This is a genomic window from Pseudomonas sp. PDM18, from assembly GCF_014852585.1.
Taxonomy (GTDB): Bacteria; Pseudomonadota; Gammaproteobacteria; order Pseudomonadales; family Pseudomonadaceae; genus Pseudomonas.
The window spans coordinates 32,001-46,088 of sequence record NZ_JACVBX010000003.1; the positions used below are offsets into that span (position 1 = coordinate 32,001).

Consider the following 14,088-nt stretch of genomic DNA (forward strand, 5'->3'; position numbering starts at 1 on the left):
TCGTTCAACTTGTCGGCACAGCGGAACTTTACTGAAGATACTCGCCGTCGGATAAATACCGCTCCCCAGCAATACTAGGCGCTCTTCGACGATTCGCCCTCCTGGCCTATCGGAATAACGTTTCGAGCCAAACTCGATTAGCCTTGGCTTCAATTGCAATATGGCGCCAGAGTGCGGGATACCTTAAAACTCCACTAATCTGCTTCGAAGTCGCCGTTCCGGGATAAGGACATTCTCAATGCTGTTCAAACTCTGCCTGCTGGGATGGTTCGCCGTGTGTGCCAGCCAGGACCTCACGCGGCTGCAGGTCAGCAACTGGCTGACGCTGGGCGGGGCGCTGGCGGCCCTGCTGTTCCTGCGGGTCACGGGACATACGCTGACGGGCTATGCGCCGCTTGCCGCGGGGGTCGCCGCGTTGCTGGCGGCGCTGCTCAGCGTGCCGGGCTACTGGCTGGGAAAGCTGGGTGCAGCCGACGTGAAACTGCTGATCGCCCTGGGCTTGGCCAGCGACCCACAGACGGTTCTGTACACCTTGGCGCTGGCCTGCCTGTTCTGTGTGGCGTTGATGTCCGCCAGCAAACTTTTGATTGATTCGGATAAAGTACCGGCTAATTGCAAATCGCAATTAGCCAAACTGCAACCGTCAAAGTTCAAGTCATTTCCCTTCATCTTCGCGCTGTTCGCCGGTCTTCTGACGACCCTGTCGCTCCTCCAATAAAAAAGATTCCGACAATTGGCGGAGTCCAAACTTAACGACTATATGCTAAGGGTTAATACCATCCATCGCCTGATGGGACGATCCGGCTACGGTATTTGAACGGCCGGACGATAAAAATAATGGAAGTAATCCTTCAAGGAGCGTGCAGTCATGGAAAAAACGGCCAATCGCCGTTTCAGCGTGCTGGTCATCGATGACGAGCCTCAGGTCACCGCGGAGCTTTCCGAATTGCTGGCGAACAGCGGCTACCGCTGCGTGGTCAGCGACAGCAAGGACAGCGCCCTGCAGAAATTCCGCGATGACACCTCGATCGGCCTGGTGATCTGCGACCTGGGCCTGGGTCGCGACAACGGCATCCGCGTGGTCGAGGCGCTTAAGGATGTAGCCGGCGCGACACGGTTCTTCGAAACAATCATCCTCACCGGCCAGCAAGGCAGCCAGGAAGTGATCGAGGCCATGCGCGTCGGCGTCGCCGATTACTACCAGAAGCCGGTGGCGCCGATGGACCTGCTCAAGGGCCTGGAGCGCCTAGAGGCGCGTCTGCACGAACGCATCCGCAGCCAGCTCAGCCTGAGTCACGTGAACCAGCGCCTGGAATACCTCGCCGAATCGCTCAACTCGATCTCGCGGGATATCCACAAGATCAAGTATGAGGTCCATGGAAGCGGCGGCCAGCCGGCCAGCAGCGGCGCACTCAAGCAGGAACAGCCCGAGCCGGCGGCCAGCGCAGCGCCGAGCAACGCCGAGCAGATGACGCCGGTGGTCAACAACCCGCTGTTCAACAAGCTATCGCCGCGTCAGCAGGCCGTGGCGCGCCTGGTGAGCAAGGGGCTGACGAACTACCAGATCGCCTACGATCTGGGGATCACCGAGAACACCGTGAAGCTCTATGTCTCCCAGGTGCTGCGGCTGATGCACATGCACAACCGCACCCAGCTCGCCCTCGCCATCTCCCCCAGCGCGTCGCAGAGCAGCGCGGTGCACTGAGTCCACCTCAGCCTCTGACGGCCTTCAGATCAGCAGCTCGGAGCCGCCGGTCTGGAGGTCGATCAGGCGCACGTCGAGGATGCCGGTCTGGATGCCCAGGAGCTTGAGCAGCGGGTCGATGAGGGCGTTGCCCAAGGCCGTGACCAGGTCCGCCAGGGCCTTGGTCAGGAGCCTCTCCAAGTCGGTGGCGGAGTTAATGACGGCACCGGCGACCCTGTCCACCAGCTTGCCCAGGTCACACAGCAGCCAGCCCAGCAACGGGTTGCACAGCAGTCCCTGCGAGCCCAGACTCACGTCGATCTTCAGACCGTTGCTCAGACTCGCCAAGCCCGCGCCCAGCGACGCCCCGAGTGGACTCTGGGCACGCTGAACGGCGCTGGGCAGATCGCTGGGGCTGGCAACGGTGAAGGTCATCGCAGTCGGGGCTGAAGTAGCAATTGTCACGGGCCCCGAAGGAGTGGTGATGTCGACACTGGCAAGATAACCCGACCCCAGGCTCACCAGATTGACCGAGGCGCCAAGGCTCAGGGAAGCGATGCCTGGCTGCGCCTGGACACCCACCGTCACCGGCTTGCCAACACCTCCGCACTGGATGCTCTCCAGCGCAGCAGAACCTGGGGCGACAGCGGCAACCAGGGTCACGTCCGACTTCACCAGACCGAGATTCAACAGGTCCACGTTAGCCTTCACGGTCAGATTGACCTGCGATGAACGCGCCTGAGTCCTCCAGGAGCCATCGGCATTGCGGCCGGGATAGCCGATGGCGATCTGCGGAGGATTGATCACCGACAGAGTCAGACTCTGCGATAGCAGCCCAGGCACGGCGAGCTTCTGGGTGGGAATGGTCACCGCATTGTTCTTGTTCGCCACCAGCGCCGTCGCCATCAGCAGGTCGAGCATGTTGACCCCGGCACTGAGCGCCGTATCGCGCACGCTGTCCGGCGCCACCACGCTGAGAATCTGTCCCAGGGTCAGCTGCGCCGTCGGCACGTTGATGATGGCCAGCGCAGTGCGCAGCAGCGCCGTATTCACCCCGGCCAGCTGTGAAGAGTCCGCCGCATTGACCATGGCCTGGAGCAACTGCGCGGCGGTGACGTTGGCGCCCAGCAGGCTGTCGATCTTGCCCAGTTCGAGGTTCACCCCGGCGGCCTTGAGCTGCTGGCTGAGGGCGAGCAGCGAGACGTTGGCCCCGGCGATGCCCTGGTAGGTCACTACGTCCAGGTTGAGGTTTGTGCCCAGCAGCCCGCCAAGCAGGGCATTGAGCAACGGCGAGTTGGTCGAATCCAGGCTCAGCACCCCGCTACCGGCAGAGATCCCCGCCATCGCCGAGCGCCGCGCCACGGCCTGGGCGCTGAGCACCGTCGTGCTCGAAGCACCGCTGAACAGACTGGCGACGTTGAGCACCAGGCTGGAGGGAACGCTGTGGGTGGCCTGCACGCGAACGGAGTCCGCCAGGTTGCCGCCCGCGCTGAAAACCCGCTTGGAGTCGGCACTGCCGTAACCGGCAGAGAAGCTGACGCTGCCCAACGTCCCCACCAGGGTGTCGCCGGCACCAGGCACGAAGCCGTTCTTCGCCGCACTGGCGGTGACGTAGCCCTGGATGTCGGCGGCCAGTTGCGAGCCGCACATGCCGCCCTGGGTGGCCGCTTCAAGCGCAGCCATATCCGCCACGCGCTGCAGCTTGCGTTGTTCGAAGTACAGGCGCCCGGTGTCGATCACCAGGGCCAGGCAGATCAGCGCCAACAGCAGCGTTCCCGCCGCCATGACGCCGATTGCGCCTCGCTGCCTTTCACGTCCCATGGCAGCCTCCGGAAGGGATCAGTTCTTGTCGGTGCTGAAGCCGTTGTTGTCGTCGAGCAGGTACTCGGGAATCTCGTGGGTATAGCTCTTCAGGTAGCGCTGGTAGGCACGGTCGCGCTCGGCCGGCGTGGCGCTCTGTCGGTGGGCCGAGGCGGCCTTGCCGCTGCTCTGCAGGTCCAGCCAGGTCAGCACTTCCTGCTGGTCACGAGCGGTGGTGCCGGCTTCGGTGTGGGTAGTCTCCACCGCCTGGGCCAGCATCGGCGTCGCCAGCAGTGCGCCGGCCAGAATCCATGTCTTCATCCCTCCCTCCCTGCCCACCTCAGCGGGCCTTGACCAGCAACTTGGCGTCCCGCGCCACCGCCGGGGTCGACTCGACCAGCGCGGGGTGCGCGTCTTCCACCGCATCGTCCACGTAACTCACGCTTTCGGCCTGCACCGCCGGCTGGCTGGCCGGGCTGGCGGGGCTTGCCGGGCGCAGGTCCCTCGCCTGGTCCTGGGCCGCGCGGACCTGATCGGCGGACAGCCCGACACTCTGGATCAACCGGCTGGCCTCGCTGTTCTCGCCCTGGATGAACATGACGCTGAGCAGGTTGGTGGCCGGCAGCTTGTCGTGTTCGTTCAGTTCCATGGCGGTGATGAACTCGAAGCGCGCCTTCTCCAGCTCACCGCGCCGCAGCAGGACGTAACCCAGGTCGTTGCGCAGCGCGCTGTCGGTGGGCTGCAGCCGCGCCGCTTCACGCAGCTCGCGCTCGGCTTCCACGGTATTGCCGCCGCGCATGGCGATCTGGCCCAGGCCATGATGGGCCTCGGCGGACTTGCAAGTGCCCAGCAGTCCTTCGTAGACGATGCGCGCCTTGGGATCACCGATACGGCGCAGGGCCAGCGCCTTGCTTTCGCGCACTTCCAGCGAGTTCGGCGGCAGGGTTTCCAGGTTGGCCAGGGCGGCGTGGGCGCGGCCGTTGTCCAGCATCTCGCGGGCCAGGTTGAGCTGCAGCTCCACCGCCTGGCCGAGCTTCTCGTCGCAGTTCTGACCGACGCTCGGCCCTCCGAGGGTATCGAGGTTGGCGCAGCCGCCGAGGGTCAGGCCCAGCAGGCCGATCAAGCACGCGTTTCTCATCCCATTCTCCCCAGGGCCTTGGTGATCGCGAGGAAGCCGGGCCCGGCGAGGATGATCAGCAGCGCCGGGAACAGCAGCAGCATCATCACCAGGCTCATCTTCGCCGAAAGCTTGCTGACCTTTTCCTGCAGGCCGGTCAGGCGCCGGTCCTCGAACAATTGCTTGAGCGTCAGCAGAGATCCGCGGACGCTGCCGCCCTGGCGCACCATCTGGCGCAGCACATTGCAGCAATCGCTCAGCTCCACCACCGCCAATCGCTTGCTCAGCAGCTCCAGTTCGTCGGCCAGGTCCAGGCCGCTTTCGGCATGGGCCAGGACACCATCCAGTTCCTCCACCAACACCGGCACGATGCTCCGCCCTTCGCGACAGACCACACGCAGGCTCTGCTCCACCGTGAGGCCGGAGTCGAACAGGATGCGGATCAGCTGGATGAACAGGATGACCTCATCCGCCAGCCGTTGCCGGCGCTGACCGGCGAAGTAGGCCAATACTCGCTTGGGCAAGAGGAAGCCAATACCGCCGGCGAACGCCACCGGCAGCAGTGGCGAGGTGTTGGCATGCGCCGGAGTGGCAAGGACCACGAGCACGATGGCGATCAGCAACAAGGGGGAGAGAACCACCGACACCATGTAAAGACTGCGCGGCGAGTTACCACTCCAGCCGGCCTGGTTCAGGAGCAGCCGGACCTCCTCGTCACGCAGCTGCAAGCGGCGGCCCAAACCATTTCCGCCCATGCGGTCGAGCACCCGAGCGATACGCAGGTTGCTTTCGCGCTGCAGTGTTTCGCCCCCGAGGCGTTGCTCGATCAGGCGCAGTTCACGCCCCGCTGCGCGGCTTTGCGAGAGCAACAGAAGGACCGCCGCGAGAGCGAGGATCAGTGCCATCAGACCGTAGAGCAAGGGCATGTCCGCCTCCTCATATACTCTTGAGCATGCGCCAGAGCGTGAAGCAGCCCAGCACCTGCAAGCCAAGGGACGTCAGCAGAAGCCAGCGACCGCCAGTATCCAGCCACATGTTCATCAGATAACCGGGGTTGGTGAACAGGATGTACCCGCCCAGGCTCACCGGGAGGATCGCCAGCACCAGGGCACTCATGCGCGTCTCGCCGGTCATGGCGCGCAGCTGGCGCCCAAGCTTCTCCCGCTCGTGAATGACCCTGATGATGTTCTCCAACAGGTCGGTGGTGTTGCCGCCATAACGATGGTTCACCGCTACCCCGAGGGAGAAAACATGGAGTTCTTCGACGTCGTAGAGCTCAGCCACTTCCTGCAGCGCCTCGGGCAGGCTGATGCCGAGCAGCACGTGGTTGTTCACCAGCGCGAAGATTTCCCGCAGAGGATCATCGGCAACGCTCACCGCCTGGGTGATGGCATCGCCCAGAGTGCGTCCGGAGTGCAAGCTGCGCACCACCTGGTCGAGAAAGTTGGGCATTTGCCGGATCATCTTCTGCAGTCTTCGGCGATAGAGCACGTTGAGCATCAGGTGAAATCCGAAGCCCACCAGCAGCAAGCCGCCCAGCATGCCCCCCGGGCCGAAAAGACGCAGGCCGAGCACCGACAGCAGCACTGCCGCGACAGCGCAGCCGAGCCACCAGCGCCGTGCTTCGGCAATTCCTGCGCGGCGCATGCGGCGGGCCAGCCAGTGACTACTGCGCCCCCGTGCGGCACTCGCCGCTTGGGCCTCCCCGGTCAGACGACGCATGACTTGCTCGTTGTGTCGCGCACGCCAACTCCACGCCCCAACGAAAACGCCGAAAATTGCCAGCAGCAGGCTGGACAGGCTCATCAGCAGCGCGCCGCTCATAGCAGCACCTGGCGAAACTTGATGCCGCCCGGCTGGGCCGTGCGGACGAATTGCCCGGTGCCACGCCGATCCAGGCTGAACAGAGAGTTGGTGACGTAGACACCGTCACGCACCTCCAGCACTTCGAGGATTTCGCTGACGCAGCGGCGGCCGTTGGACAGGCGGGTGATCTGCACGATGATGTCCAGCGCCGAGCAGAGCATCTGCCTCAAGGTCTGCTCCGGCACGCGCTGGCCGGTGAGCCCCACCAGCATCTCCAGGCGCAGCAGCGAATCCATGGCCGAGTTGGCGTGCACGGTGCTCATCGAGCCATCGTGACCGGTGTTCATCGCCTGCAGTACGTCGAGCACTTCGACGCCGCGGATCTCGCCGAGGATGATGCGGTCCGGGCGCATCCGTAGGGCGTTGCGGATCAGGTCGCGGGCAGTCACTTCGCCGAAGCCTTCGGCATTCGGCGGACGGGTCTCCAGCCGTACCACGTGGTCGTGGCCCAGTTGCAGCTCGGCGGTATCCTCGATGGTGACGATGCGCTCGCGCTCGTCGATGAAGCTGCTCATGACGTTGAGCAGCGTGGTCTTGCCAGTGCCGGTGCCGCCGCTGATGAGGATGTTGCAGCGGCTCGCCACCGCCTGGCGGAGGAACGCCAGCATCGCTTCGTCGACGCTCTGGTAGGCCAGCAGGTCGGCACTCTTGAGCAGCTCCTTGCTGAATTTGCGGATCGACAGGCAGGGCCCGTCCAGCGCCACCGGCGGGATGATCGCGTTGACCCGGCTGCCATCGGGCAGGCGCGCGTCCACCATCGGACTGGACTCGTCCAGGCGCCGCCCCAGGGGCGCGAGGATGCGCTGGATCACCCGCTGCACATGGTGGTCATCGATGAAGCGCAGGTCGCTCTGGTACAGCCGGCCTTCGTGCTCGATGAACACCCGGTCCGGGCCGTTGACCAGGATTTCCGAGATGCCCGGATCGCGCAGGAGGATTTCCAGCGGACCGAAGCCGGTCAGTTCGTCGACCACCTCCTCGGCGAGGCGGTCCAGCTCGTAGCGAGAGATCGCCAGCTGGCGGCGCGAGGCGTACTCGCAGACCTTCTCGGAGACGTACTGCGCCACCGCCGGCCGCGCGCCCTCCAGCAGGTTCATGCCGTCTTCGTCGATCTCGTCGATGATGTAGCGGTGCAGGCGCATCTTCAGCGTCTGCAGGTCCTGGTCGTGGCGGCCGTGACCACCGCCGTAGTGCTGACTCATGAGCGCGCGGCCTTCACCCGGCCGATCCAGCTGAACAATCCGCGCTTCTCGGCCACGCCGGCGCCCAGCGCCTCCGCCAGGTCGCGCAGCTTCACCGTCAGCGGGTCGCGCGGAGCCAGGTCGAACAGGCTCTGGCCGACGTTCTTGGCACGCAGGCGGGCTTCGGGCGAGGCCGGCAGCACGCCGAAGAGTTCCAGGCCGAACATCTTGCCCAGCGCCGGTGCGTCCGGTGGCACCGAGGCCCAGTAACGCTCGATCAGCAGCTCGATACGCGGCAGCGCAGGCGTGCGTTCGCGCAAGCGGCGCAGGCGCTCCAGTCCTTTCTTGCACGATGGCACGCTCTGGTCCACGAGCCACAGCACGCGGTTGGCCTGCATCAGCAGCTGGCCGCTGAGTTCACCTTCGGCAACGCCGGTGAGGTTGATCAGGATATGGCTGAAGGCACTGCGCAGGTTGCCCAGCAGCAGGTAGAGCTCGGCGGTGGTGATGCGCTCCAGCACGCCGGGTTCGTCCGACAGGCTGAGCACGCGCAGGCCGGATTCATGGCGGGCAAAAGCACTGTCGATCAGGGTCTGGTCCAGGCGGCGCAGATTGCGCAGCGCATCAGCGAAGGTGAATGACGGCTCCATGCCGAGGATCGCCAGCGCCTCGCCGGTGGGTTGGCCGATGTCGACCAGCAGCACGCGGTGCTCCGCCTGGCGTTGCAGCGCCAGGGCCAGGTGCAAGGCAACGAAGGCGCCGTCTGCATCCGGCCGGGCACTGATCAGGCTGATCAGCTCGCCCTGCTGGGTGGCGCTCACCGGTACGGTGGGAAGGCGGCCGCCGAGACGGCGGACCAGTCCGCTCAGCTCGCTGGCACGGGCGCCGTAGGTGACGAAGTCTCGGGCTCCTGCGCGCATGGCGGCCAGCACCAACTGGTTGTCCAGGCCATCGCCGACGGCGACGACCGAGAGCAGCGGCCGCGCCGAGACCAGCCCCTCGATCAGCGAGCCCTGGGAGACCAGGTTGGCCTTGTTCAGGCTGGTGAAGAGCACCGTCGCGCCGGTGACATCCAGCAGCGACAGCAGCTCCTCCAGCGTCCCGCTGTTGGCCAGGACCACCTGCCCGCAACCGGCAAGGCTGCTCTGCAGCCACTCCTGCTCACCGGGATGCTGGACCAGCGCCACGAAAGTCTGACTCATGCCCGTGCTCCCTTGCTTTGCCTTGCCTCCCGCTCTCTGGCGGGTCAGCGCTTCATAGGTTTCCATCAATGCGACATCCCGCTGCTGGCCTTGCGCTTGTCGAAGCGGCCGTCCTCGAGGAAGTAGAACTCGCCAAAGCCCGGGTCGTAGTCACGCAGGCCTTCGCCAGGAAGCTTGGGCAGCGCGGCATTGACCGCCAGCGGCTGTACCAGGTGCGGGGTGACGATCATCAGCAGTTCACGGTCGTCCTTGTCCAGGTTCGAAGATCGGAACAGCGCGCCGATCACCGGGATACTGCCGAGGAAGGGGAACTTGTCGATGTTGCTGATGGTGCTGCTGCTGATCAGCCCGCTGATCACGAAGCTCTCGCCGTCGGCGAGCATCACGCTGGTATCGGTGCGCCGCACGGTCAGCGCGGGCACGGCGATGTCGTTGGTGCGGATGCCGCTGGAGAAGTCCAGCTCGCTGACTTCCGGTGCCACCTTCAGGGCGATGCGCTTGTCGTTCATCACCGTCGGGGTCAGGGTCAGGCGTACGCCGAACTCCTTGTACTCGATGGTGATGTTGTTGTTATCGCCATTGGGCACCGGGATCGGGAACTCGCCGCCGGCCAGGAACGACGCCGTCTGTCCGCTGGTGGCCACCAGGCTGGGCCGCGCCAGGGTGTAGGCGAAGCCACTGCCTTCAAGGGCATTGATGAAGCCCAGCCACTTGCTGCTGCCACCGCCCCAGATGATGTTGAAGCCGCCATTGGCGTTGCCGAAGGTGCCGTCCAGGTTGCCAATGGGATCGACAGTGAGGTTGCCCAGGCTGCCAGGCGAGCCCAGCACGAAGGTATTGGAGCCGCGCCGGACCAGCGAGGTGCTGGCCTGCTTGAGCTTGCTGCGGCTGACTTCGACGAATCGAATGTCGGTCTGCACCTGGTTGGGCAGGCTGCCAGCGCCAACGCCGGTTGCACCCGCCACGTCGCCTACGGCGCGCGCACCAACCCGTACTACGGTGCGCATCGGCTGGTCGCTGCAGGCGGTCCAGATCAGCAGGCTGGTCAGGCCTTCGGCCTTGCCTGTGACGAGGAAGTCGCGCTTGTCCAGCACCTGCACGTCGGCGATGTTCGGATCGCCGATGGCCAGGCGCTTGATCGGCACCGGCAGTTGCTGGTCACGCTGCGCACCCTGCTCGACATCGAGATTCAGTTGCTGGTCAGCGAAACCTGCGCAGGCACTCGGTACGGCCTGCGCCGCAGAGTGAACGGCGCAAGCCAGCATGGCGACCAGGGAAAGGATGAAGCGCTTGGACATCGACGCACTCCTTGCTCAATGTGCTTCACGGGTAACGGTGGTGCCTCGGTAGACCACCACGCCGGCGTCTACCTGCGGAGCGGAAACCTGGCGCACGGCGGGGGCCGGCGACTGGCGCGGCTTGCCGATGAGTTGTTCGAGGGTGATCGGCTGGCTGCCGGCAGAGCCGAGCGAGGCCTGGATGTAGCGGCCCTGCTGCTCCTTCTCGTAGAGGTTCTCGTCCTTGCTGCGCACCGCCAGACGCAAGGAGCCGGCCTGACTGGCGAGCATAAGGCGCGCTGCCGCCTCGGCGGGCACTGCCAGTACGGCAGTGCGCGGCGGCTTGGGGGTCTTGTCTTTGGGATCGCCGGCGTTGCGCGCCTGGCCGTCGGTGGAAACGGCGATCTGCTCGCCGTAGGTCAGCACGCGCACACCGGGCAGCACCACCTGGGCGCTGACGCTGCGCTCGGTGCTCTGCTGGTCCTGGACGAAGAGCATGACGTCGACGTAATCGCCGGGGAGCACGAAGCCGCCGCCACCGATGACCTCGTCCACGGCAATCGCCATGGCGCGCTCATCCGGCCGGATGGTGCGAGCCAGAGGGCCACCCGGTTCGGTCACGGCGGAGGTAAGGATATTGCCCGCCGGAACGGCGACCCAGACGCGCTGGCCGATCACGACTTCAGGCTTGGGAAAGCTGCCGGCGGGAGCGGTGCGCAGCATTTCCACGCTGACATCGTCCTTGCCGATCACCGCCAGGGCCGGCAGATCACGGGCGGCCACCACCACGGCGGTGCGCTGCAGCTTGTCCGCTTCGGCCAGCGCCGCCGGCGCTACCTCCTGCACCACACCGACAGCCGGAGCGGCCGGTTTGCCGACCTCGAGTCCGAGATACCCCACCACACCGGCGCATACCAACAACAGCCCGGCGAATACCATCAGCACCTTGCTATTCATGACCACATCCTTGGGCGATCTCGGAAATACGGACCGGAAGGTCCGCGGCCTTGTCGTAAGAAGTCCGTTTCCGGCAGCACCGGGGTTTGTCCTTCAGACCTTTATTGTTGTTTCGGCCAGGCTAGGAAGTTCGATAAGAACTATTCCTCATAATCAGTTTTTTGTTGTGCCATGGTTGAATCTAGTAGCTGCGTTTGGAGCGTCAACCACGCCGATTAAATTTGCGATCTGCAATTATTTATATGCCGAGAGGGTTATAACTTTGGTATTAGCGCTATTTGAACAATTGCATTCGGCCATACGACGCCTAGCCTGACGATGAAGTCGGGGCGCCGCCCCGTGGTATTCGAGGGAGCACCTGCGATGGACCTGACAATAAAAAACCTGTCTCTGAAACTGTATTGCAAGGCCAAGGCATTTACGGCCGAAAAGGAAGGCGCTACAGCGATTGAATATGCGGTAATTGCTGGTCTTATCGCAGTTGCCATCGTTGGCGCGGCAAAAATCCTGGGCACTGACATCAGCGCCGTATTCACAAAGGTCTCTACCGAGATCAAGTAAAGCGGAAGACCTGTTTCCGCTGCACCCCTATTAATTCCGCATTCCCACAACAAGTGTGGGAGTGCGGTTTGTATTTTTTGAACTAAAGCTTTTCCTGGTACTGCCGATACAACCTGCTCAAACCAGTTTTACAGCAGGATGCTTTACCGATGCTTCGTTCGCTGTCCTTCTCCAGGAAGATCCTCCTCGCCGCCTCCCTCGTGGTCACCTTCGCCTTCGCCTGCTTCATCTTCTTCAACGATCTGCGCCAGCGCCAGGCCATCCACTCCGACACCGAATCCTACCTCTCCGAGGTCGGCAGCCTGACCGCCAGCAACATCCAGAGCTGGCTGGAAGGTCGCATCCAGCTGGTGGAAGCGGAAGCTGCGCAACTGGCCGACGGCGAGCCGACACCCGAGCGCATCCAGCACGTGCTGGAGCAGCAGGTGTTCCAGAAGAACTTCGAATCGGTCTACCTCGGTGAAGCCGCCAGCGGCGTGTTCACCATGCGCCCCTATGCCCCGATGCCCGACGGCTATGACCCGCGCACCCGCGGCTGGTACAAGGACGCCGTGGCCGCCGGCCGGCTGATCGTCACCGAGCCCTTCCTCGATGCCGGCACCAACGAACAGATCCTCGCCATGTCCATGCCGGTCATGCGCAACGGCCAGCTGGTCGGCGTGGCCGCCGGCGACATGAAGCTGGAAACCATCACCGCGATCATCAACTCGCTGAAGTTCGATGGCGACGGCTACGCCTTCCTCGTCAGCGATGCCGGCAAGATCCTCCTGCACCCGGACAGCAGCCTGATCTTCAAGAGCCTCGGCGAGGTCTACCAGCAGGGCGCACCCAAAGTGCAGCCGGGCGTGCAGGAAGTCAGCGTCAACGGCAAGGAGCAACTGGTCTCGATGACGCCGGTAAAGGGCCTGCCAGGCGTAACCTGGTATGTAGCTCTGGTGCTCGACAAGGACTCGGCCTACGCAATGCTCAGCGATTTCCGCAATACCGCGATCATCGCCACCGTCATTGCCATCGTCGCCATCCTGTTCCTGCTCGGCATGCTGATCCGCGTGCTGATGGCACCGCTGACCGACATGGGCCGCGCCATGCAGGATATCGCCCAGGGCGAAGGCGACCTGACCAAGCGCCTGAAGGTCGCCAGCAACGACGAATTCGGCGTGCTGGCCAACGCCTTCAACCGCTTCGTCGAGCGTATCCATGAGTCGATCCGCGAGGTGGCTTCCACCGCACGCAACCTGCATGACGTGTCGCAACTGGTGGTGAATGCCTCCAACTCGTCCATGAGCAACTCCGACGAGCAGGCCAACCGTACCAATAGCGTGGCCGCGGCGATCAACGAACTGGGCGCTGCCGCCCAGGAAATCGCCCGCAACGCAGCCGATGCCTCGCACCACGCCACCGATGCTTCGCATCAGGCCGGCGACGGCCGCCAGGTGGTCGAACAGACCATCAGCGCAATGAACCTGCTCTCCGACAAGATCAGTTCCGCCTGCGCCAATATCGAAGCGCTGAACAGCCGCACGGTGAACATCGGGCAGATTCTGGAGGTGATCAAGGGCATCTCCGAGCAGACCAACCTGCTCGCGCTGAACGCCGCCATCGAAGCCGCCCGCGCCGGTGAGGCCGGCCGTGGCTTTGCCGTGGTGGCGGACGAGGTGCGCAACCTTGCCCACCGCGCCCAGGAATCGGCGCAGCAGATCCAGAAGATGATCGAAGAACTGCAGATCGGCGCCCGCGAAGCCGTGGACACCATGACCGAGAGCCAGCGCTACAGCCTGGAAAGCGTGGAGATCGCCAACCGCGCCGGCGAGCGCCTGGCCAGCGTGACCCATCGTATTGGCGAGATCGACTCGATGAACCAGTCGGTCGCTACCGCCACCGAGGAGCAGACCGCCGTGGTCGACTCGCTGAACATGGACATCACCGAGATCAACACCCTGAACCAGGAAGGCGTGGAAAACCTCCAGGCCACCCTGCGCGCCTGCGCCGACCTGGAGAATCAGGCTGGGCGCCTGCGTCATCTGGTGGACAGCTTCCGCATCTGATTCCTGCGGACACGAAAAAGGCGCCTTCGGGCGCCTTTTTCATTGGTTGCTGGCTGGTTACGACACGTCATCGCTCCTACACCCGATCGTCATCGCCTCCCGTCGTCATCCACGCCCGCATGGCACCGGTGAATCCCGCTCTGAACGGCTACCTGTATCACCGCTGAAACACCCGCCGCAGGGGTACTCCTACCGTTCGTCCGACTCCCTCAAGCTTCCCTCGGATACGCCGAAATCAAGGGTGAAGGCCTTTGATACCAACCAACAAACCGGCCTGTCATCACCGCCGGCACAAGGGAGTTCCGGCCACGCCCGCACGGCTATCCGCCGCGCCGGCGCCGTCCGTTTCACACCACGGGGACGGACGTTCTGCGGCGACACCGGATCTGTCGCCCGGA

The 14,088-nt window shown here is 64.1% G+C and carries 13 protein-coding genes; 4 read left to right on the forward strand and 9 right to left on the reverse strand.

The window, feature by feature from the left end:
- Positions 1-238: 238 nt before the first annotated feature.
- Together IB274_RS08120 and IB274_RS08125 are read left to right on the forward strand one after the other, a co-directional pair.
- On the forward strand, positions 239-718 hold the full coding sequence (locus IB274_RS08120; RefSeq protein ID WP_318652862.1) for an A24 family peptidase: 480 nt from the start codon (positions 239-241) through the stop codon (positions 716-718).
- Positions 719-868: 150 nt separating this feature from the next.
- Positions 869-1,705, forward strand: coding sequence for a response regulator transcription factor (locus tag IB274_RS08125; protein WP_192431510.1), 837 nt, complete (start codon positions 869-871; stop codon positions 1,703-1,705).
- Positions 1,706-1,729: 24 nt separating this feature from the next.
- Here IB274_RS08125 and IB274_RS08130 read toward each other — a convergent pair whose 3' ends face one another.
- From IB274_RS08130 to cpaB, 9 genes are all read right to left on the reverse strand, one after another.
- Positions 1,730-3,505 carry a pilus assembly protein TadG-related protein gene (locus tag IB274_RS08130; RefSeq protein WP_192431511.1) on the reverse strand — a complete coding sequence of 592 codons (1,776 nt, stop codon included), beginning with the start codon at positions 3,503-3,505 and terminating at the stop codon, positions 1,730-1,732.
- 18 nt (positions 3,506-3,523) lie between these two features.
- Positions 3,524-3,805: a DUF3613 domain-containing protein gene (locus IB274_RS08135; protein WP_081517529.1), complete on the reverse strand. Its 282-nt coding sequence runs from the start codon at positions 3,803-3,805 to the stop codon at positions 3,524-3,526.
- A 19-nt stretch (positions 3,806-3,824) separates the two neighbouring features.
- Positions 3,825-4,622: a hypothetical protein gene (locus IB274_RS08140; protein WP_192431512.1), complete on the reverse strand. Its 798-nt coding sequence runs from the start codon at positions 4,620-4,622 to the stop codon at positions 3,825-3,827.
- Complete coding sequence (locus IB274_RS08145; RefSeq protein ID WP_192431513.1) at positions 4,619-5,527, reverse strand: type II secretion system F family protein; 909 nt, start codon at positions 5,525-5,527, stop codon at positions 4,619-4,621. Before IB274_RS08145 ends, IB274_RS08140 begins: the two co-directional genes overlap by 4 nt.
- 10 nt (positions 5,528-5,537) lie before the next feature.
- The gene (locus IB274_RS08150; RefSeq protein WP_192431514.1) at positions 5,538-6,425 is read right to left on the reverse strand and encodes a type II secretion system F family protein; all 888 of its coding nucleotides are present in this window, start codon (positions 6,423-6,425) and stop codon (positions 5,538-5,540) included.
- On the reverse strand, positions 6,422-7,669 hold the full coding sequence (tadA, locus tag IB274_RS08155) for a type 4b pilus Flp biogenesis ATPase TadA (protein ID WP_081517525.1): 1,248 nt from the start codon (positions 7,667-7,669) through the stop codon (positions 6,422-6,424). The genes IB274_RS08150 and tadA overlap by 4 nt, the downstream gene beginning before the upstream one ends.
- Positions 7,666-8,850 carry a type 4b pilus Flp biogenesis protein TadZ gene (gene tadZ, locus IB274_RS08160; protein WP_192431515.1) on the reverse strand — a complete coding sequence of 395 codons (1,185 nt, stop codon included), beginning with the start codon at positions 8,848-8,850 and terminating at the stop codon, positions 7,666-7,668. Before tadZ ends, tadA begins: the two co-directional genes overlap by 4 nt.
- A 65-nt stretch (positions 8,851-8,915) precedes the next feature.
- A complete protein-coding gene (locus IB274_RS08165; RefSeq protein ID WP_192431516.1) occupies positions 8,916-10,148 on the reverse strand; it encodes a type II and III secretion system protein family protein in 1,233 nt (410 codons plus the stop codon).
- 15 nt (positions 10,149-10,163) lie between these two features.
- On the reverse strand, positions 10,164-11,084 hold the full coding sequence (cpaB, locus tag IB274_RS08170; RefSeq protein ID WP_192431517.1) for a Flp pilus assembly protein CpaB: 921 nt from the start codon (positions 11,082-11,084) through the stop codon (positions 10,164-10,166).
- Between the two features lie 375 nt (positions 11,085-11,459).
- Here cpaB and IB274_RS08175 point away from each other — a divergent pair, with 375 nt between their 5' ends.
- The gene (locus tag IB274_RS08175; protein WP_192431789.1) at positions 11,460-11,645 is read left to right on the forward strand and encodes a Flp family type IVb pilin; all 186 of its coding nucleotides are present in this window, start codon (positions 11,460-11,462) and stop codon (positions 11,643-11,645) included.
- A gap of 149 nt (positions 11,646-11,794) precedes the next feature.
- On the forward strand, positions 11,795-13,690 hold the full coding sequence (locus IB274_RS08180) for a methyl-accepting chemotaxis protein (protein ID WP_192431518.1): 1,896 nt from the start codon (positions 11,795-11,797) through the stop codon (positions 13,688-13,690).
- The last annotated feature ends 398 nt before the right edge of the window (positions 13,691-14,088 follow it).